Raw genomic sequence first — 19,914 nt, 5'->3', positions numbered from 1 at the left:
TTGTGAAAATAGCATTTAATATTTTAAATGAAATTACTAACTGAAATACCATTATCTAAACAGTCTAAAAATTTAATAGACTACAATTCTAATATGCTATTGTTAGGATCCTGTTTTGTTGAAAATATAGGTGAAAAGTTATCGTATTTTAAGTTTCAAAATTTTCAGAACCCGTTCGGGATTTTATTTCAGCCAAAGGCTATAGAATCATTAATTTCAAACGCCATAAATCAAAAAGTATATTCAGAAAAAGACACCTTTTTTTATAATGAACAATGGCACTGTTTTGATGCACATTCAAAGTTAAGTGCTTCAACAACTGTGGATTTGTTAAATGAATTGAATAAGCAAATTGAATTAACAAATAAACAAATAAACGAATCAACCCACATCATCATTACATTAGGAACCGCTTGGGTATATCGGTTTATAGAATCGAATCAACTTGTAGCGAATTGCCATAAAGTGCCACAAAAGCAATTTAAAAAGGAATTGTTGTCGGTTAATGACATTGTAGAATCTTTACAATCTATAGTTAGTTTAATAAAAAGTGTAAATTCTGAAGCTTCAATTATTTTTACGGTGTCACCAGTGCGCCATATTAAAGATGGTTTTATTGAAAACACCCAAAGTAAAGCGCATTTAATCACAGCAATCCATCAATTCTTAAGTGAGAAATCGTCAATCGAAAATTGTCAATCTTCATATTTTCCTTCCTATGAAATCATGATGGATGAACTGCGCGATTATCGTTTTTATGCTGAAGATATGTTGCATCCCAACAAAATGGCCATACAATATATTTGGGAGAAGTTTCAAGAAGTGTGGATATCCAATGAAACATTAAAAACAATGAACGATGTTGGTGCTGTTCAAAAGGGGATTCAACACAAGCCATTCAATCCAAATTCTGAGGCCTATAAAAAATTTCTAATAGGAATTAAAGAAAAGCAACTTCAACTTCAAAAAACATACCCACATATAATCTTTTAAAGTTTTATGGTTTTTAAATAATCTTGCGGACAATAACCAGTCACTTTTTTAAAGGCACTAAAAAACGGATTATAAGATGCAAACCCTGTTTTGTATGCTAAAGACTCTAGAGTATTGGTTTTTAAATAGCCATGTTCTATCAAATCAATACTGTCTGTAATTCTAGAATGCATGCGGTATTCAGAAAAAGAGATATTCGAATGGTATTTAAATAAATAGACAATATGGCTTGTAGGCACTCCTAATTTACTCGCAATATGGCTAGGAGATGCTTTTGGGTCTCTAAAAATACATTCCTCTAGACTTAGTTTATCAATTTCTTGTATGTAACTGACAATGTTATATATAATTTTTTCTTGTAGTTTTAAATCTTGCTCATTTTTTTGAGAACTTATTTCCAAAACCCAATTGTCATTTTCTAATAAATGGGTTTGTTCGTATTCTTCTATATGTAAATCGAATTTTAATATTTTTTTATTCAGAATAGGAAGTCCATATAAAATTTCGGGTGCAGTTAAGATTTTAAAATAAATAAATAGCCAATATATAAGTAGTAGAACAGCCATCGATTTTCCTGAAAGACTCGACTTTGAATAAACCTCAGTAAAAATAGAAACTAATAAAGTTATAACAGCTAATAGATTTTGTATAAATAAAAAAACAGTCCAGTTTTTTACTAAAACTAATTGTTTATTATTTATAAGAATATCTTTTTTTAGCCAAATATTTTTTCTTAATAGCTTAAAAATCAATATCAAATAGAAAAGAATGAAGACGCTTACTAAAACAAAATTTATGACATTGTAAAATTGAGATATGTAACTTTCTTTAATAAAGGGGTTGATGTTAATGAAATATAAAAAACCTATAAAAATTAAGTGTTTTAAATCTCTAATATCATAAGAGCTTTTTTCGAAAACCAAATTTTTATAATATAAATAAAAAAAAGGTACCACAGTAAGATAAAATATGGAGTATATGCTTTGATCTGGAGAAAAATAATTTTGTAAGCCCAGTTCAAAGGTACCATGAATTAAAAAGCGAATAGAAATTATAATTATTATTAAAAATAAAAAAAGATTATAAAATGGGTTAGATCGGTATGAAGTAAACATGATGGCTATGGTTACTAAACCAACTAAGCCAGTAAATAAAAATAGAAATGATTCTATCACTTAGAAGAGGGGTTTAATTGCAAAAATAAGAAATTTCTTTGTGTTTTTTTATTAAAAAATAATATAATGAAGGCTTTTTAAGTTTAGGTTTTTAGTCATTATATTCTATGTATTTGCTTAAAAATAAAGTATTTAGTTTGGTTTTTAATTTGTTTTTTGTAATTTAATGGTAGAATTTAAATTATTGAGGGTCATTAATTTTAATGAAGAAATTCTACAATGTTATTGAAAGGTTGTTCTATTTTAGAGCAGCCTTTTTTTTTAACAGATTGAAAAAAAAAATACGGTTTATTAACCGCTCTTTGAGTCTCAATTTATTTTTTCAAAATGAAGGTTTGAAGTGTTTTTTAACCATTTTGGATTTACTGATTTGCTTAAATTCTTATCGATTCATTTAAACCCTTTTTTTAAAAATTAGGCAGTCCATATTCTATGGGTTTTTATCTGTATGTTTACTATGCTTTATTTAAAAGCTTCTATTAAGCTTACTCTATTTTAATAGGCGTTTTGTTTATGTATTTTGTATTAGAATTAAATTATTGAGGGCAATAGTTTTTAAAAGAAGTGATTCTAATACGTTTGGTAAAGGTTGTCTTAATTAATGGTTGTCTTAATTAGGAGCAGCCTTTTCTTTTTAAATTTCTATTTTTAAAATATACGCTATTTGTCGTATTGATTTCATTTTGTTAAAGTTGCAAATTTGTGATTATAATTAATCATAAACAAAACCAACAATGAGAAGATTAAACCAAATTTTTTTACCAATAGTAGGGATTCTGCTGGTAAATGTAATGACTGCTCAAAAAGCAGAAACACCTCAAAACACATACGATTTAGGGGCAAATATTAACGAAATGACCCTAACAGTTGGGGGTATATTGATTGCAGCAACCAACAATGGTTTGGTGGGTATAGATTCCAAACTAAATAAGCCTGTATTTACCTTTAGTAATTTTGGTAAACTAAAACCAGAAGAAACCGAATTTATACCACTATCACCATACATAGTAGTGTCTCAAGGGGCAGATTCCAAATTTGCAGGAATAGCAAAAACTAAAAGGGCGGTTATTAATTATATTACAGGTAATGTTATTTTTAATTCTGAAACCGATAATTGGAATCAAATATACACTTGTAATGTTGTATTACCACAAAACAAACTTATAGTAAGTGGTATTCAAAAAGAAGGAGACAAATTTGAAAAAATGACTCCGAAGGTGGCAGTGTACGATTTAGGCACTCAGAAACTAGATTATAGTTTCTTTTTAGATAAACCAGGTAGAGTAGGTGTTGCAAAAGATTTTAGTGTAACCGGTGTACCATTATTATTAAAGAGTATGCTCATTATACCAACTGCTCAAGGGTTGATTGCAAAATCTCATAAGGGTGATGATTTATGGGAATGTAAAATTAAAGGCATTAATTGGATGGTGTCAGATTTAACTGAAAAAGAAATTTACGGTTTTGAAACAACTACTAATGGAAAAAATACCCGTATTCATAAAATAGGAAGTAACGGTGCAGAACTTTGGAAAGATGACAGAAAAGTACAAGGTAATGTGTCTAACTTTCAAATTTTACCACAAGGTTTAGCAGTGGTGAGTGATAAAAGTTCTGGAGGAAGTACTAGTGTATTTGCAACAAGTGATGAATCTGAAATTGCTTTTTTAAGTGCCTCATCAGGTGAAGATTTATGGGAAAAAGCACCAAAAACAAAAGGCTGGGTGCAGCATTTTTATGTGCAAAATGATGGTATTTTATTTGGAATTCAACAAGGTGGAATCAATAAAATATCTTTTGATGGTAAAACATTGTTTAAAAAACCTTTAAAAACAGGCGAGAATATTATGGTTATGGCAGAATCGCCTCAAGGGTTGCTTTATATTACAAGTGAAGATGCTAATATAGTTGACTTAAAAACAGGCGATCAAGTTTGGAGCAAACCATTAAAATACAAGAATTCTGCAGCTGTAGCTTCCACTTTTGATCGTTCTAAAAATAGATACCTTATAGCTGCCGATGGCGACATGTATGCTATTGACGCTCAATCTGGTGAAGCTTCAGATTTCTCAAAAGTTAAATTTGATGAAAAAGAAGTAGTCAATACCATGGAAATGAGAAATGGTAATGTGTTTTTAAGTTCATCTCAAAATGTAGCGCTTTTGAGTAATGATGGTAAACAAATGTATCACGAATATTATAAATCACCTGGTCAAAGTGGTTTTGTAAAAGTATTATCGGGTGTAGTTGCCGTAGCATCAACAGGTTTGGCTATGGCACATGCTGCTAAAGCAGGTATGAATAAAACAAATAGCTATGGAAGTGCTAACGATTTAAGTAACTATAACGACTATGGTAAAGAAAACCAACGTGCAGCCGATATGTTTGCTTCTATTGGTGATGCCGCTTTTGATACGATGTCTAAACGATTTAAAGCTACAGCGGCTACTGAAAACGCACAATTCATTTTAACAAAACTAGATGATGGTGTTGGTTTAGTTAAAGTAAATAAAGATACTGGTAAAGTAGATAAAGAAATTGTGCTTAAAGATAAAAAACCAGAATACCAAGTAGATGAAATGGCAGGTGTATTGTATTATAAGGCAAATGATAAAACTATTTACGCTTATAATCTTCAAAAATAAATCTTGTTGTTGAGATTTGTTTGATTAGGCGTGATATATAACTTTATTGCGCTTAATCTTTTTTTATAACGTTTTGTCGAATAATTAGCAAAGCTTTGCTCAATTAGGTTATATTTAATATGCTATTAATCAGTTCATATCAAAAACATCAACGCATAAAATCATTAAAAGGGATTTGCGAGTTGGTGTTTTTTTTATGGGCATATTTAAGCTTATTCATATTGATTTTAATCATTTTAATTTTTGGTTTTGATGTTTAGCAATCCATATACTTTAGCGATATATTTACTGGTTTTAGTATTTGTATTTTTGATTATTAAAGTCATAATTCGAACCGTGTATTTAAAAAGAATCGTTAATAAATCATACATGGCGCTACAAAAAAATATAGATAGAGAGCAATATAGGCTCCAACGTAATAGTGGAAAAATCCAATTATTGGAAGATTTACATAAAACATTATTCAATCGCCTGTTTAAAATAACAAGAGATATTATTTTATTACAAAAGCTTATATTTGAAACACATATCAAGTAGTTTATGAAGAAATTAATACTCTCAATATTTCTTATAATTTATAGTTTTGGTTGCTTCTCTCAAAGTTCTGCTACCGAATTGGATAGTTTGAAAACCATTTTAAAAAAACAAAAAAAAGACCAAAAGTTTAGCACACTCATAGATATTTCAAATATTTATGCCCGTATTGATTTGGATAGTTCAAAATTGTATGCAAATAAAGCTTATAAGCTTTCAGAAAAAATCGGCAATGATTCTTTGAAAATTAAAGCTTTAATGTTCTTAGGGCATACCAGTTGGGAACGAGGAAATTATGCCGAAGCTATTACTAATTTTAAAAAATCTTTAGCAATTAGTACTGTAATTAAGGACACAACAACCATTGCTGATGCTTACAATGGTTTAGGTATTGTTTATAGTAAATTAGGTAATTTAAACACTTCAATTTCATATTATTTTAAAACTTTAAAAATGTATGAAAAGCTAAATGATAGTTTAGGTGTAGGAGCAACATATTTAAATATTGCTTGGGACTATAGAAAGCTTAAAGAATATACAAAGTCTATAAACTACAATAATAAATCTTTAGAGATTTATACCAACTTAAAAGACTCATTGCACATGGCAATGGTTAATAATAATATTGCTGGAAGTTTGAACGAATTGGGTGATTATGAAAAATCTTTAAAATTCTCAAACATATCTAAATTGTATTTTAAAAAGCTTCAATACGAGCGTTATACTGCCTATCCAATAACGAATATTGCTATTTCATACGATAGTTTACATAATTATAATGAAGCTAAAAAGAATTACCTTAAAGCAATTCAATTACATACTCTAAATAAAGAACCTTACGAATTAGCATTTCTAAACAATGCTTTAGCAAATTTGAATTATAATCTTAAAGACTATAAAAAAGCAGCTTTAATAGGTGAAGAAGCATTTCGCTTTGCAGAAGAAGTAAGTGCTATAGAATTTATGGTTTCATCTTCTAAAACATTGGCAAGAACCTATGAAAAACTAAATGATTTTAATCAATCAAATAAATATTTAAAATTATATATTAAATTTAATGATAGCATTATAAGTACTGAAAAACTTAAAGCAATTGCAGAAATAGAAACCAAATACCAAACCGAAAAAAAGGAAAAAGAAATCCTTTCACAACGTGCTAATATTGCCGAAAAAGAACTTCATATAAATCAAAAGAATACTCAAATTTTAGGTTTGGTTATTTTAGCAATAGTGGTGGCCATATTAGGTTATTTATTGTTTAATCAACAAAAACTTAAAAATAAACAACTTCAAAAGGAAAATGAACTTAAGGAAGCGTTGATCAAAATTGAAAACCAGAATAAACTGCAAGAACAACGACTTACTATATCCAGAGATTTGCACGATAATATAGGTGCGCAACTAACCTTCATTATTTCATCCATCGATAATTTACAGTACGGTTTTAAAATAACCAATGAAAAGTTAACAAACAAGTTGTCCAGCATCAGTGAGTTTACCAAAGAAACCATTTATGAGTTGCGAGATACTATTTGGGCCATGAATAAAAGTGAAATTTCTATGGAAGATTTACAAGTGCGTATTTCCAATTTTATTGATAAAGGTAAAATAGCAGCTACGGGAATTGATTTTAATTTTAATGTAGATAAGTCAATTTCTGAAGAACTTAAATTTACTTCGGTAAGCGGTATGAATATTTATAGAATTGTGCAAGAGGCTATTAACAATGCTGTTAAATACGCCGATGCCAAAACTATAACGGTAAACTTTATTAAACGTGCAGGCACTTTAAAAATCAATATTATTGATGACGGTAAAGGCTTTGATATAAACATCACTGTTTTTGGCAACGGACTTAATAACATGAAAAAGCGAGCTCTTGAAATTGGTTCGAATTTGCATATTGAAACCCAAATACATGAAGGGACAACCATTACTTTTGAAGTTTAAAAATTAAAAGGAAACAGATGATTATTAAAATAGCCATTGCAGACGATAACACGTTTTTAATAAATGCAGTAAAAGAAAAGTTGTCTTTTTTTGATGATTTAAAAGTGAAGTTTGTAGCGGTTAACGGAACTAATTTGTTAGAGCAATTAGAAGCCAATCGTAACATCGATATTATATTAATGGATATTGAAATGCCAGTTTTAAATGGTATTGAAACCACCGAAATTGTTAAACAAAAGTACCCACATATAAAAATAATTATGCTCACGGTTTTTGATAATGATGAAAACATTTTCAATGCCATAAAAGCAGGTGCCGATGGCTATTTGCTAAAGGAAATTAATGCGAAAGATTTGTATGTAGGTATTATAGATACCCTAAATGGTGGTGCTGCCATGAACCCATCTATAGCTTTAAAAACCTTAAAATTGTTGAGAAACCCCGTCGATTTTAGTTTTAGAGAAAATGAAGATGATATAAAATTAACCGACCGAGAAATTCAAGTGTTGGAACAATTAAGTAAGGGTTTAAGTTATAATGTTATTGCAGAAAACCTTATTTTATCATCGGGTACCATTAGAAAACACATAGAAAATATTTACAAAAAATTGCAAGTACACAACAAATTAGAAGCGGTAGAAAAAGCTAAAAAAAATAATTTAATATAACCTATTGGTAACTTTGTGTTAATGCAAATTTTAGGTTTCTGAGTTAATTTTGAACCTGTTTAGAATTAGTTAAAAATAACATTAGTTAGGGCTTCATTGTCGAAGCAAACTAATGTTTTTTTATTTACATTAGCACCATGCGAAAAATTATTATAGGTGTTATTGCAGCAATGGTATTGTTGTTTACGTTTAAGTATTGTGATTCTAAAAAAGAAGACAAAATTGTACTTCAGGAAAGTTCCGATCTTATTCAAGAACAAATAAAAAATGTTGGTAAACTAGTTGTTACCGAAGGGCATTTTAGTGAGGTTTTCAATTATAAAAATTCCAAAGAAATTCTAGGTAGTTTTTTTACTTCCGATAAAAAAGCGTTAGTGGTGGTAAATGCCGATGTTACTGTGGCTTACGATTTAAGTAAAATTGAATATAAAATAGATCAAGAAACAAAAACGCTCACCATTGTTAGTATCCCAAAAGAAGAAATAAAAATAAGTCCAGATTTAAAGTATTATGATATTCAATCAGATTATTTTAATCCGTTTGAAGCCGATGATTATAATAATATAAAAGAAACCATCAAAAAATCATTAATAAAAAAACTTGAAAAGTCCGATATTAAAGCCAATGCCAAAAACCGACTTATAAGCGAACTTTCTAAGTTTTATATTTTAACTAATTCCCTTGGTTGGACGCTTAAATACAACGAAAATACTATTAAAAGTTCCAATCAGCTGGAAACTATTAAATTATAATTTATTTTTTAAACTCAACCAGCCACCGCCATTAATAGCTTCAATACCGCTACTTTTTAAAATACTAGCGGCACTTCCAGAGCGCATGCCACTGGCGCAACAGGTAATAACCGGTTTATTTAGTTTTTTAATCTCATTAATTTTTGAAGAAATAGATTGTAAAGGGATGTTTTTAGAGCCCTTAATCGCACCTTGTTGGTATTCACCTGTGGTTCTCACATCTATAATAACGGCGCCTCTTGTTTGAAACTCCTTAATTTTGTCCTGTTTATTTCCAAATAAAAAATCCAATAATCCCATAGTTTTAATTTTTCACAAATTACTTTAAATTATTTTATTAGAACGGTAACATAAGTTACTTAATTAATCGCCAAAAATTTATGTATATTCAACCTTTAAAAAAATTACTTCAAATTACCATAAAATGAATGAATCTTATGTTACTTTAAGCATCAAAAACAGTGTTGGTTATATCGAATTTTTCCATCCAAACAGAAATTCTATGCCAAGTGACATTTTAATCAAACTTAAGGAAACCATAGAAGAAGCAGGTAACAATAAATCTATTAATGTTATTGTGATGCAAAGTGGTGGCGATAGAACATTTTGTGCAGGCGCCAGTTTTAATGAAGTTATGGCTGTTAAAAACACTGAAGAAGGAAAAGCTTTTTTTTCTGGGTTTGCTAATGTTATTAATGCGATGCGAACGTGCCCAAAAATTATTATTGGACGTGTACAAGGAAAAACCGTTGGTGGCGGTGTGGGTTTAGCTGCTGCAACCGATTATTGTTTGGCAAACAACTTTGCATCTATAAGGCTAAGTGAATTAAGCATTGGTATTGGTCCTTTTGTAATTGAACCGGCCGTAACAAGAAAAATAGGATTATCTGCCATGTCGCAAATGACGATAGATGCTGAAACATTTTTTTCTGCAGAATGGGCAAAAACAAAAGGTTTATATTCTGAATTATTTGCTACTACGGAAGAGCTAGATGAAGCTGTAAAAACCTTGGCTGAAAAATTAAGCACTTACAATCCGGAAGCTTTAACTCGAATGAAGTCTGTTTTTTGGGAAGGTACAGAACATTGGGATACGCTATTAACCCAACGTGCCGAAATTACTGGAGCATTGGTTTTGAGTGACTTCACTAAAAATACTTTGAAACGATTTAGGTAGTTTATATGCTGCTAATTGGTTACTAATCGGTAGAGCCAATATCCTCTTCGATTTGATATGGGAATATAATCAATATAAAAAGAAAAATCACCAACCATTTTTGAACACATTACCTAAATAAAAGAGGCTGTCTAAAAAGTGTTTTTGAATTTGCTTTGTCAGGTTGAGCTTGTCGAAACCAATACTGATTATCAGTAAGTTGAAAATATTTCGACAAGCTCAATATGACACAGAATTACACTTTTTAGAAAGCCTTTTAAAAAACCATTTTATTGTTCCATTCCAGGAGGATATTTCTCCATTATTTTAGTAACAAACTCCCGTATACGTTCTTCTTTTTTCTCCATTTTCTGTGTAAGATAGCCGGTACCCATACCTTGCCAAACCAATTCCTTTTTATTGGCATCAATTAAATCGATGTATAAAGTACCTTCTGTACTAGTGCTTACGTTAGGTTGGTTCCAACCCCAGCCCCAACCAGGACCAAAGCCTCCATAACCACCCCAGCCCCAGCCGCCGTAACCCCAAGAGTTGTTGTAAACATCAACACGTTGGTTCGACTTGGTAAATAGACTAACAAGTAAATCTGGGTTGTCTGATTTTGTAAATCCTTTTGCTAGCAATTCAGCTTCAATAGCGCGAAGAATTCGACGTTTATCCAAATCGCTAATTTCAGCTTTATCTATGCCCGTTTTAAAAAAAGCAAAAGTTTTATATGTTGAAAAACTAGCATTTTTATCATAATCGGATGCAACTCTTACAGTAGTGCACGATGATACCACCAATAGCAGAGCTAAAAACGGCAAGGTTTTAAGTAATTTTTTCATAGCTGTATAAAATTTATTAGTTCGAAAATAAATGTTTTTGTAATAAATAGCATCAACAATCGTACCAAGGGAACGTTAAAATAGGGTTTTGTTATTTGGTGTATTTTATTCTATTGGTTTTATTGTTAAATCCATAGGGGCAATGCCTACAACCACTTTCGCAACAATACCCTCTTTTTAATAAATATTGTTCGGTAAAACAGCGGTACCCTTCTGGGGTTAGGTAATAGTCGCCTTCTTCAACGGGGATTATTTTTTTCATGTGTATATTTTGTTTTTCTTTAATGGACACATGTTGTTCGTCTTAATATTTTTTAGGTTATAAAATTTTTTAACATACACGTTTCATGTATAACAAAGATAACGTATTTTGGATTGATTTTTGAAAGCCACAAACTATGATTCTTATTTCGAAATATTTAGTACCTAAAGGTTATTTAGGTTTAACGTGCTATCCTTTTGTGTTTTTAAAAACGGAGGATTTAAAACTTGATTCTGTGTTGATTAATCACGAGAAAATCCATTTAAGGCAACAAATTGAAATGTTGGTGTTTCCTTTCTATATAATTTATGGTATTGAGTTTGTAATTCGCTTTATGCAATATAAAAATTGGCATACTGCCTACAAAAACATCTCGTTTGAACGGGAAGCTTATATTAACGAAGGTCATTTAGATTATTTAAAACAACGAAAGTTTTGGGATTTTTTAAAGTATCTTCGCAGCAATGACATTTAATTTTGAAAATAGCATCAATGAAAAAATTTCAATCCCTGAAAATCAAGGGGTTGAAGTGTATTTGAAAAGAGAAGATAAAATTCATGCTTTTGTTTCGGGAAATAAATACCGAAAGTTAAAGTATAACCTTTTGGAGGCTGATAAAAATGGTTTTAAGACATTACTGACTTTTGGTGGGGCTTATTCCAATCATATCGCCGCAGCTGCTTCGGCAGGAAATATTCTTGGATTTAAAACCATTGGAGTAATACGAGGAAATGAGTTAGGCAATTCAATAGATAATAACCCTACGCTTCGTTTTGCACAACAAAATGGTATGCAATTCAAATTTGTTTCTAGAGAAGCTTATAGAGAAAAAGCATCGGAGGTTTTTATTGAAAATTTAAAAGCCGAATTTGGCAATTTTTATTTAATACCCGAAGGAGGAACAAATAACTTAGCTATTAAGGGCTGCGAAGAAATTTTAAATGAAGACGACAAGGGTTTTGATTACATATGTTGTGCTGTTGGAACGGGTGGTACTATTTCTGGTTTAATAAATTGTTCAAAACCTAGTCAACAAGTTTTAGGATTTCCTGCCTTAAAAGGCGATTTTTTACAACAAGATATTAGTAAATTTGTATCGAAAACCAATTGGGAGTTAAAAACCGATTATCATTTTGGTGGTTATGCGAAAATAAACACCCAATTAATTGCGTTTATCAATCAGTTTAAAAAAGAGAATAACATTCCTTTAGATCCCGTTTATACAGGGAAAATGATGTTTGGAATTTTCGATTTAATTGAAAAAGGCTATTTCGCTAAGGGAACAAAAATACTAGCAATTCATACAGGTGGTTTGCAAGGTATTGATGGAATGAACATGGTTTTAAAAAAGAAAAATTTACCATTAATTTTATAGTTTAATGAAAAAAATAGTAGTTTTTTGTTTATTGGCAAGTTTTATGCTTAGTTGTGGTTCAAAAAAAGCTGTGACAAAAAAGAAGTCTACAAGCAGAACAAAAACAGAGCAAGTTGTTACTAAAAATGATCCTAGAAATAATTCAGGTGAAGAAGTTGTTAATGGTGTTGAGGTTAGAATTACATCAACCGATGAATATATAGCACTTTTTCGATCCATAGCACAAGAAGAAATGCGCTTATACGGTATTCCTGCCAGTATTACTTTGGCACAAGGAATTTTAGAATCGAATTCAGGAAAAGGTAGGCTTGCCATTGAAGCTAACAATCATTTTGGAATTAAGTGTCATGATTGGACAGGGGATAAAATTTATCATGATGATGATGCGTCTCAGGAATGTTTCAGAAAATATAACGATTCCAAATATTCGTATCGAGACCATTCGTTGTTTTTAACGCAACGTTCGCGCTATGCGGCTCTTTTCAAACTTAAAAAAGAAGATTATAAAGGGTGGGCAAGAGAACTTAGAAATGCAGGATATGCGACCGATAGAAAATACCCTGAGAAATTAATAAGTTTAATTGATAGATACCGTTTACACCAATATGACAAAGAAGTTTTGGGTGATGTTTATGTGAAATATGAAGATGAAATAGGAGATTTCTCCATGTATTATGTGGAAAGAGGCGATACTATGTATTCTATTTCTAAAAAATTCAATATTTCTGTAGACGAGCTTAAAGCAGTGAATAAATTATCATCCACATCGCTTAGTGTGGGTCAGAAATTAAGAATTGATAAAAATTCAAAAGAAAAAGCAGCAGTCGCATCAAACCAACAAACGTCAATAAAAACAGTAAAAGAAAATCGTTTTCATATTGTTGAAAAAGGAGAGACCTTATATTCCATTTCTAAGCAATATGATATGACGGTTTCAGAACTTCAAAAAATAAATGGTTTAAAAGATAATGCCTTAAATGTTGGGCAAGAACTTCAAGTGAAACCAGCAAATTAAAATACAAATGAATTATACAAGAAGTAGTGCTTTATTTGCACAAGCCGAAAAGGTAATTCCTGGAGGCGTAAACTCACCTGTTAGAGCCTTTAAAGGCGTTGGTGGAACTCCCATTTTTGTAAAAGAAGCCAAAGGAGCTTATTTATATGATGAGGATGGAAACCGTTTAATTGACTATATAAATTCTTGGGGTCCCATGATTCTGGGTCATGCATACAAACCTGTTGTTGATGCCGTTGTTGAAAAAGCAAAAAAAGGGACCTCTTTTGGAATGCCGACTGAAATTGAAACTCAAATTGCTGAGTTAGCGGTTTCAATGGTGCCAAATATTGATAAAATACGTTTTGTAAACTCAGGAACTGAAGCGTGCATGAGTGCCGTTCGTTTGGCAAGAGGTTTTACAAAAAAAGATAAAATTATAAAATTTGCAGGCTGTTACCATGGGCATAGCGATTCGTTTTTAATTCAAGCGGGTAGTGGTGCGAGTACGTTTGGAACACCAAATAGTCCTGGTGTAACACAAGGCACAGCAAAAGACACGTTGTTGGCTGTGTATAATGACATTGAAAATGTGAATCAATTAATTGATGCCAATAAAAATGAAATTGCTTGTGTCATTATCGAGCCTGTTGCAGGTAACATGGGTTGTGTGCCACCTCAAAACGATTTTTTAGCTAAGTTAAGATTACTGTGTACAGAACATAATATCTTACTAATTTTTGATGAGGTTATGACGGGTTTCCGATTAGCAAAGGGTGGAGCGCAAGAACTTTATAATATCAATGCAGATATTGTTTGCTTCGGAAAAGTAATTGGTGGTGGTTTGCCTGTAGGTGCTTTTGCAGCTAGAAATGAAATTATGAATGAATTAGCGCCTTTAGGTCCTGTATATCAAGCAGGGACTTTAAGCGGAAATCCGTTAGCGATGGCTGCCGGTTTAGCTATGATAACGGAGTTGAATAATGACGCAGAAGTTTTTAATCGTTTAGCTGAAAAAACAGAATATCTACATAAAGGCATTACCAATGTTTTAAACGAAAATAAAGTAGTGCACACTATAAATAGAGTAGGTTCTATGATTTCTGTGCATTTTGATGCAGCACCTGTTGTAGATTTTAAAACGGCTGCCAAAGGAAATAACGAGACTTTTAAAAAATTCTTCCATGGTTTGCTTAACCAGGGTGTTTATATTGCGCCAAGCGCTTTTGAAACCTGGTTTATTACGGATGCTTTAAGTTTTGACGATTTAGATTTTACTATTGATGCTGTTAGAAAAGTATCAAAAACATTATAAAAAATGAAAACGCATGTCCAAATTCAAGACATGCGTTTTACAAATTAAATAACCAACTAAACTAAATTTTTATTTCTTTTGTGGGCCATCGCCTCTTTTTTTACCATCTTCTTTTTTCATACCAACAGCTCTTTCTTTCATTTTTCCTTGTGCTTGGTTCCATTTCTCATATTGCTCTTTGTCTAAAATCGTTTTCATTTTAGCTTTCGTTGCAATTTGGTGGTCTAACTTAGCATTTTCCATGGCTAAGCGTTGTTCTTTTGAAGGTCTTTCGTTTTTACCATCTTCTTTTTTTGCTTTAAAAGCAGCCATCATTTCTTTACGCTTAGTGGCATTTTCTAGGTTCATAGCATAAATTTCTTTTTGCTGTTTATCATTTAAATCTAAATGAAGCACCATTTTTTTAGTTTGAAGATTTGCAGCTTCTTCTGGAGTTAGGTCGCTCATTCGTTGCGATTTGTTTTCGCGGTTTGGACGTTCTTTTCTGTCTTGCTGTGCAAAACCTTGAACAGATATTAAGGCTAGTGCAATTATTATAAGTCTTTTCATTGTAATAAATTTTTAATGTTATTTGCTATTAAGACTTTAGCAATTTAAAAAGGTTTAAAGAGCTTGCTTTTTTTAACAAGAAGTTAACGTTGGATGGGTTGCCTTAGGGATAGCAGTGGAAAGCCCGCAGCGAACCGCGCATAAGCGCGGGAGCGAGGACTTGGAACGCATAGCCCGACCCCGATTTTTTTCGGGGAAACGCCAAAATAATTATAAAAAGAAGTTCCAAACTAGACCGAATCGTATGGTAAAATCGCGATATGGGTAGTTTGGTGCTGAATAATAATTGTAGCCTGTGAACGATGAATTGAAATGTTCGGCTTTAAAGTATAACCTGGTTTGACGAATTTTGGCGTTTAAAAAGAAATCTAACCTTGGGAAATTACCAAATTCACGATCGGTTTGCACATAGAATTCTGCCAATAATGGATTATAACCATTCATATAATAGTTGGTGAAGTAATTTAATGTTACTCCCGTTTGCAAATACATGGCTTTTTTGAATAGGTTGCTGGAAAAATACAATGTATTACGAGTTGTTAATTCTGGTACATTTAATACACTATTGTTGTCTTGCACGTTTTGATACAAGACGGTGTTATTTAAAGCAAACTTACCGAATTTGATTTCGTTTTCGAACTTAGCCCGCAAATAGGTTATGGTTTCACTGGTTTGAAATGGTTTTACTTGTAGTGATGTTTCGTCCTTTTTGAAGTATACATAATCGGTTATGGTATTTAGGTCGACCGTAATATTTGCTAGATTTTTATATTTAAGGTTGAATGCCAGTTGTTGTGTTTCGATATTATTAAAACTGTTTTGCCAATTATATTCTTTATAATCACTTTGATATAATAAGGTATTGTAGTTTGGTGCTTTTGAACTGTGATTTAAGGATGCTGATGCTGCAATATCATCATTTAACTTAAAGGTAGCAGTGCCTTTTAAAAAGTTACCATCAAAATCTCCTGACACATTAACACCAAATTCTCCCTTTAATTCGAAACCTTTATATTGTTTATGATATTTACCGCCTGCTGAGAAGATATTACCTTTTAGCCTGTTTGTAATTCTATTGCCCTCTAACTCCACCAACTTATCATAACCATAATTATAATTGTTGTTACTTATATTGAATTGTAAGTCTCCTATTATATTGTTACTGTAATTTACATGAAGCTGATTGTAGAAGTTTTCGAGAGTTGCTCTGTCTTTTATAACATCTTTAAATGACGTTCCAAAATATGTATTTGATGCTGTTTGATCGTATTGATAATATTTATCTTCAAAAGATATAATGTGCCCAATGTTTAGTTTGTTTTTTGACAAGGAATCTTTTGTTTTTATTATGTGATACGTATGATCTAAATGAAAACGTTTGGCATTTAACAAACTTTCGGCATTTTCGAAATTTACGGAAAAGATTGAACGGTCTAAAAATTCGGGATCGCCAGTTTCGAAATATTCAACATCGTCATCTTGTAACCCACCATTTTCTTCATTTAGCAAATCTTGGGTTACCATATGCCCTTTAGCTCGATACCTACCGTTTTTAGAAACATAATTTGAAGTAAATCTAAAATTACCACTACTAGTTAATATGTTTTGATACTTCCCTAACGACCTTAAGCCTTTATATGCTATTGAAAAATTGAATTGTGGTGACGTGTTTACCGTAAAAAACGCATCGGTTTGTTGTCCTTGCTCAAAAGCTGTTTTAAAAAACAGTTCGGTTAAGGGGGTTGGCACCCGGTAATAGTTAATGTCTTCAATTTCCATATAAAAAAAATGCTTTGCTTGGGCTCCAAAACTTGGCATTAAACTGGTATTTTGAAAGTTGTAGGTAAGACTGTTATAGGTTTGGCCCATGTTTGAAAATGGCATCAACCCAAAATTATCTTTTCGGAGGTAATTGAATTTATATTCTTTTTTAATTGATAATGTTGTATCTAAATAAGTTGTATCGTTTACGTGAGAAATAATCAAATAATCTGTGATTTTTGCTCGTTTTTTTTTGTTTAGAGAATCATTTGGGTCTGTTATACCTAACTCGCGACCTAATCGGTTTGATTTTTGGGGTTTATCTTGGGCAAAAAGTTGGTTGAATTGTAACATTATAAAAATTGCAAAAAACAGTTTTATTAAATGTTTACGGTTGTATACCATTTCTTTATGAGATATTTTTGTCATATATAAGGTTTGAGATAACTATCTTTTGTTATACTCATAATAAAATTAAATTTTGTTGAAGCAAAAGTAATTATTTGAACGCTAAATGAGCGTAATTATTTTAAATAAAGAAAGCCAACATAAAATGCTGGCTTTCTTTATCTAGTGGTTAGTTGTTATTATTGGTAAAACAATCCATAGGTTCTTAAAGAAGGATCATCTACACTTGTAAATGTGCCTGCTCCATTTGTATAATTAAACAGATTTGAACTAAAAGATCCTTCATCTGTATAAACCAAACCTTTAGTGCTTAAGAAAAAGTTTAATAGTGGTGACGTGCTATCTATCCACGATATGCCATTGCCTGAGGCGAACCCTGTAAAAGTTACAAAAACCAAATTGTCTTTATTCTCTACATTTACATAATAACTTCCTGATGTGGCCAGTCCATCGCTTAATCGCTGTACTAACACAACTATTCTTGAATTAGCATTTGTATTTGAAGTTGAATTGTAATCAGTACGCAATTGAACACCAGTATAGGTAAAACCTTGAGTTCTTAAACTGGCATCAACTTGCTGAATCATTTCATCCCAAGCACAACTAGTTAAAGAATTAAAGCCAAACCTAAACTCATTAGCAAAAATAGCCAATCTATTTGGTGCGTTTAAATCTTCTAAATCGTTGGTTAATCTTAATGGTGTATCATCATTGATTAATCTTAAATTATCCGCAGCGTTTATGTACTCTTCAGAGGTTTCATCAAAAGTGAAACTTGATATTGTTACATTATTTATAGTAACAGGGTTTAATAAACTAAAACCTGTGGGAGTAACCACTGCAGGAACATTCAAATTTAATTTCACATCATTTTCGAAATAATTAAGAGTAATTAATCTTGTATCTGCATTGAATGAAAATGATGCAATGGCTTCATTATTAAACAAAATATTTCTGAATACCGAGTCTGTACACTCACCAGCAATTTTGTTTGCTGATGCATATACGGGTGTAAAATCGAAATCTGCAGGTGTTGCTTTACGTAAAGTAAAGATTGTTATATCGTCACCAAAATCAAGTTTACTTTCTAAAACTACTTCATCGGCAGTTGCAGACAAGATATTAAAAACAAATTCTCCTCCATTATTATTATTATTTAATGAGAAAATACTGGAGAACACAGAAAAGGATTCTAATACCAACTCTATTTTGAGTGTTTTATCAATTCTATATGTTATTATATTATCTTGATTGCCAAACTCATAATCAGATTTTATGTCTACGTCTCCATTATCATCAAATTTCATTAACATAGTATAAGCACCAAAAGTTTCGTTAGGAGAATAGTAACCTATCCAGCCATCTGTAGGGGCTTTTAAAATATCTAGATATTCTTTTTTTAAAGCTTCAGTTCTTTCGTTTATTGATTGCTCAAAAAGCGGCTCTACATCATTATCTGTACAACTAGCTGCCAAAACCAGCACAGCAATTACAAAGATGCTTTTTATTAATTTATATATTTTTTCCATTTTATATTTTTTTTATTAGCTTTAAATACAATTAATCTGGTATAATTCCAGTTGTAACTAAATTATTCAACCTTGCTTGCAATGTATCTCTTACTACTTCCAGATCTATGTTAAAGTTGTTTTTGTAAAATTCAAGAACTAAATCTACTTTCTGTTTAATTAGCTTTCTTCCTTCATTCAGTTCTCTACAATTTACAATCTCATCTGCATCGGTAAGTGTTGAACAATCTTCTTGGTTTATAAAATCGGCTTCAAAAGTAGCTTGATCTACAACTAAAAAATGAGATATTATTTCGCAAAAATCTTCAAATTCATTTAGGGTCCCATAGTTTCTAACCATTCCTAACTTAATGGCATCATCTCTAGTTACGCCATTACTCCAGTTATTTCCAAGATATGTATCAGAAATTGTATTGAAACCAACCGGTATACCGTAATTTTGATGTACAATATGCGAAAACTCGTGATGAACCGTGGCTAGAACACCTCCGCCTGGGTTAGCTAACCAATCTCTGTTTTGAAAATCTAAACTGTTCAAATTTAACAAGGTAACTCTGGCACCTCCTTCAGCATATCCTAAAAGTCTGGTTCCATCATCATTGAAGATATAAGATCCTATATAAACCAATTCGGCCGGAAATAGTTCTTTTATAAAATTTTCTGCAGTATTGCTTGAAGTCGTATAAGGGCCTATCCATAAATAATCTACAAGTTTACTAATTGGTATAACGAAATCTGACTCTATGGGTGTAGCTCTTTGAGTTGGATCTATAAAATTATCGTTCCATCTCCATCTTGTTGCTGTACTATACCTTTCAAACAAACTTTTACCGCCATTCTGATATAAATAAATATCGTTAGGGTTTGTTATAACTGGATCGGAAGGTGGAACGTATAGTCCATTACTATCATTACTAGTACATTGTGTAAATTGTACCAAAATGATTGCTAAAATTATATATTTAATTATTTTTTTCATCTCTTTAATTATTGACTTGT

The 19,914-nt window shown here is 31.4% G+C and carries 18 protein-coding genes; 10 read left to right on the top strand and 8 right to left on the bottom strand.

What is annotated here, in order from left to right; genetic code table 11:
- Nucleotides 1-27 precede the first annotated feature (27 nt).
- Entirely contained in the window at nucleotides 28-993 is a 966-nt protein-coding gene (locus EV196_RS00185) for a GSCFA domain-containing protein (protein WP_132213697.1), read from the top strand.
- Here the strand turns inward: EV196_RS00185 and EV196_RS20075 are convergent.
- Complete coding sequence (locus EV196_RS20075; RefSeq protein WP_243652142.1) at nucleotides 990-1,559, bottom strand: helix-turn-helix domain-containing protein; 570 nt, start codon at nucleotides 1,557-1,559, stop codon at nucleotides 990-992. The genes EV196_RS00185 and EV196_RS20075 overlap by 4 nt on opposite strands.
- Nucleotides 1,560-2,902: 1,343 nt before the next feature.
- Here EV196_RS20075 and EV196_RS00175 point away from each other — a divergent pair.
- The 4 genes from EV196_RS00175 to EV196_RS00160 all read left to right on the top strand — a co-directional run bounded on the left by EV196_RS00175 (nucleotide 2,903) and on the right by EV196_RS00160 (nucleotide 8,717).
- The gene (locus tag EV196_RS00175) at nucleotides 2,903-4,813 is read left to right on the top strand and encodes an outer membrane protein assembly factor BamB family protein (RefSeq protein ID WP_132213693.1); all 1,911 of its coding nucleotides are present in this window, start codon (nucleotides 2,903-2,905) and stop codon (nucleotides 4,811-4,813) included.
- A gap of 540 nt (nucleotides 4,814-5,353) precedes the next feature.
- A complete protein-coding gene (locus tag EV196_RS00170; protein ID WP_132213691.1) occupies nucleotides 5,354-7,297 on the top strand; it encodes a tetratricopeptide repeat-containing sensor histidine kinase in 1,944 nt (647 codons plus the stop codon).
- 17 nt (nucleotides 7,298-7,314) lie between these two features.
- Nucleotides 7,315-7,965, top strand: a complete 651-nt coding sequence (locus EV196_RS00165) for a response regulator (protein ID WP_132213689.1) — start codon at nucleotides 7,315-7,317, stop codon at nucleotides 7,963-7,965.
- 137 nt (nucleotides 7,966-8,102) lie between these two features.
- Nucleotides 8,103-8,717: a DUF4230 domain-containing protein gene (locus tag EV196_RS00160; protein WP_132213687.1), complete on the top strand. Its 615-nt coding sequence runs from the start codon at nucleotides 8,103-8,105 to the stop codon at nucleotides 8,715-8,717.
- On the opposite strand, the gene EV196_RS00155 is transcribed toward EV196_RS00160, so the two are convergent.
- A complete protein-coding gene (locus EV196_RS00155) occupies nucleotides 8,712-9,017 on the bottom strand; it encodes a rhodanese-like domain-containing protein (RefSeq protein WP_132213685.1) in 306 nt (101 codons plus the stop codon). The genes EV196_RS00160 and EV196_RS00155 overlap by 6 nt on opposite strands.
- 124 nt (nucleotides 9,018-9,141) lie before the next feature.
- Here EV196_RS00155 and EV196_RS00150 point away from each other — a divergent pair, with 124 nt between their 5' ends.
- Entirely contained in the window at nucleotides 9,142-9,894 is a 753-nt protein-coding gene (locus EV196_RS00150) for an enoyl-CoA hydratase/isomerase family protein (RefSeq protein ID WP_132213683.1), read from the top strand.
- Nucleotides 9,895-10,163: 269 nt separating this feature from the next.
- Here EV196_RS00150 and EV196_RS00145 read toward each other — a convergent pair whose 3' ends face one another.
- Complete coding sequence (locus EV196_RS00145; protein WP_132213681.1) at nucleotides 10,164-10,721, bottom strand: DUF4136 domain-containing protein; 558 nt, start codon at nucleotides 10,719-10,721, stop codon at nucleotides 10,164-10,166.
- Between the two features lie 91 nt (nucleotides 10,722-10,812).
- Entirely contained in the window at nucleotides 10,813-10,983 is a 171-nt protein-coding gene (locus EV196_RS19795) for a DUF5522 domain-containing protein (RefSeq protein ID WP_165876069.1), read from the bottom strand.
- A gap of 136 nt (nucleotides 10,984-11,119) precedes the next feature.
- Here EV196_RS19795 and EV196_RS00140 point away from each other — a divergent pair, with 136 nt between their 5' ends.
- The 4 genes from EV196_RS00140 to hemL are packed head-to-tail and all read left to right on the top strand — an operon-like array spanning nucleotide 11,120 to nucleotide 14,668.
- Nucleotides 11,120-11,458 (top strand): hypothetical protein, encoded by a 339-nt coding sequence (locus EV196_RS00140; RefSeq protein ID WP_132213679.1) that lies wholly within the window; start codon nucleotides 11,120-11,122, stop codon nucleotides 11,456-11,458.
- A complete protein-coding gene (locus EV196_RS00135; protein WP_132213677.1) occupies nucleotides 11,448-12,359 on the top strand; it encodes a 1-aminocyclopropane-1-carboxylate deaminase/D-cysteine desulfhydrase in 912 nt (303 codons plus the stop codon). Before EV196_RS00140 ends, EV196_RS00135 begins: the two co-directional genes overlap by 11 nt.
- A gap of 4 nt (nucleotides 12,360-12,363) precedes the next feature.
- Nucleotides 12,364-13,374 (top strand): glucosaminidase domain-containing protein, encoded by a 1,011-nt coding sequence (locus tag EV196_RS00130; RefSeq protein ID WP_394343236.1) that lies wholly within the window; start codon nucleotides 12,364-12,366, stop codon nucleotides 13,372-13,374.
- Between the two features lie 7 nt (nucleotides 13,375-13,381).
- On the top strand, nucleotides 13,382-14,668 hold the full coding sequence (gene hemL / locus EV196_RS00125) for a glutamate-1-semialdehyde 2,1-aminomutase (RefSeq protein WP_132213675.1): 1,287 nt from the start codon (nucleotides 13,382-13,384) through the stop codon (nucleotides 14,666-14,668).
- Between the two features lie 69 nt (nucleotides 14,669-14,737).
- Here hemL and EV196_RS00120 read toward each other — a convergent pair whose 3' ends face one another.
- From EV196_RS00120 to EV196_RS00105, 4 genes are all read right to left on the bottom strand, one after another.
- Nucleotides 14,738-15,217, bottom strand: a complete 480-nt coding sequence (locus EV196_RS00120) for a hypothetical protein (protein WP_132213673.1) — start codon at nucleotides 15,215-15,217, stop codon at nucleotides 14,738-14,740.
- 210 nt (nucleotides 15,218-15,427) lie between these two features.
- Nucleotides 15,428-17,407, bottom strand: a complete 1,980-nt coding sequence (locus EV196_RS00115; RefSeq protein WP_243652141.1) for a putative porin — start codon at nucleotides 17,405-17,407, stop codon at nucleotides 15,428-15,430.
- Between the two features lie 158 nt (nucleotides 17,408-17,565).
- Nucleotides 17,566-18,915 carry a DUF4302 domain-containing protein gene (locus EV196_RS00110; RefSeq protein WP_132213671.1) on the bottom strand — a complete coding sequence of 450 codons (1,350 nt, stop codon included), beginning with the start codon at nucleotides 18,913-18,915 and terminating at the stop codon, nucleotides 17,566-17,568.
- A gap of 31 nt (nucleotides 18,916-18,946) precedes the next feature.
- Nucleotides 18,947-19,894, bottom strand: a complete 948-nt coding sequence (locus EV196_RS00105) for a substrate import-associated zinc metallohydrolase lipoprotein (RefSeq protein WP_132213669.1) — start codon at nucleotides 19,892-19,894, stop codon at nucleotides 18,947-18,949.
- Nucleotides 19,895-19,914 lie beyond the last annotated feature (20 nt).

The sequence above is a fragment of the Mariniflexile fucanivorans genome (assembly GCF_004341235.1).
In the GTDB taxonomy this organism is placed as follows: Bacteria; Bacteroidota; Bacteroidia; order Flavobacteriales; family Flavobacteriaceae; genus Mariniflexile; species Mariniflexile fucanivorans.
This window is presented reverse-complemented; position numbering and strand designations above follow the sequence as displayed.

What these genes read in the sequence shown, in the direction of transcription:
- EV196_RS00185 (WP_132213697.1), top strand. Translation starts at nt 28, where the DNA reads ATGAAATTACTAACTGAAATACCATTATCTAAACAGTCTAAAAATTTA.
- EV196_RS20075 (WP_243652142.1), bottom strand. Translation starts at nt 1,559, where the DNA reads ATGGCTGTTCTACTACTTATATATTGGCTATTTATTTATTTTAAAATC.
- EV196_RS00175 (WP_132213693.1), top strand. Translation starts at nt 2,903, where the DNA reads ATGAGAAGATTAAACCAAATTTTTTTACCAATAGTAGGGATTCTGCTG.
- EV196_RS00170 (WP_132213691.1), top strand. Translation starts at nt 5,354, where the DNA reads ATGAAGAAATTAATACTCTCAATATTTCTTATAATTTATAGTTTTGGT.
- EV196_RS00165 (WP_132213689.1), top strand. Translation starts at nt 7,315, where the DNA reads ATGATTATTAAAATAGCCATTGCAGACGATAACACGTTTTTAATAAAT.
- EV196_RS00160 (WP_132213687.1), top strand. Translation starts at nt 8,103, where the DNA reads ATGCGAAAAATTATTATAGGTGTTATTGCAGCAATGGTATTGTTGTTT.
- EV196_RS00155 (WP_132213685.1), bottom strand. Translation starts at nt 9,017, where the DNA reads ATGGGATTATTGGATTTTTTATTTGGAAATAAACAGGACAAAATTAAG.
- EV196_RS00150 (WP_132213683.1), top strand. Translation starts at nt 9,142, where the DNA reads ATGAATGAATCTTATGTTACTTTAAGCATCAAAAACAGTGTTGGTTAT.
- EV196_RS00145 (WP_132213681.1), bottom strand. Translation starts at nt 10,721, where the DNA reads ATGAAAAAATTACTTAAAACCTTGCCGTTTTTAGCTCTGCTATTGGTG.
- EV196_RS19795 (WP_165876069.1), bottom strand. Translation starts at nt 10,983, where the DNA reads ATGAAAAAAATAATCCCCGTTGAAGAAGGCGACTATTACCTAACCCCA.
- EV196_RS00140 (WP_132213679.1), top strand. Translation starts at nt 11,120, where the DNA reads ATGATTCTTATTTCGAAATATTTAGTACCTAAAGGTTATTTAGGTTTA.
- EV196_RS00135 (WP_132213677.1), top strand. Translation starts at nt 11,448, where the DNA reads ATGACATTTAATTTTGAAAATAGCATCAATGAAAAAATTTCAATCCCT.
- EV196_RS00130 (WP_394343236.1), top strand. Translation starts at nt 12,364, where the DNA reads ATGAAAAAAATAGTAGTTTTTTGTTTATTGGCAAGTTTTATGCTTAGT.
- hemL (WP_132213675.1), top strand. Translation starts at nt 13,382, where the DNA reads ATGAATTATACAAGAAGTAGTGCTTTATTTGCACAAGCCGAAAAGGTA.
- EV196_RS00120 (WP_132213673.1), bottom strand. Translation starts at nt 15,217, where the DNA reads ATGAAAAGACTTATAATAATTGCACTAGCCTTAATATCTGTTCAAGGT.
- EV196_RS00115 (WP_243652141.1), bottom strand. Translation starts at nt 17,407, where the DNA reads ATGACAAAAATATCTCATAAAGAAATGGTATACAACCGTAAACATTTA.
- EV196_RS00110 (WP_132213671.1), bottom strand. Translation starts at nt 18,915, where the DNA reads ATGGAAAAAATATATAAATTAATAAAAAGCATCTTTGTAATTGCTGTG.
- EV196_RS00105 (WP_132213669.1), bottom strand. Translation starts at nt 19,894, where the DNA reads ATGAAAAAAATAATTAAATATATAATTTTAGCAATCATTTTGGTACAA.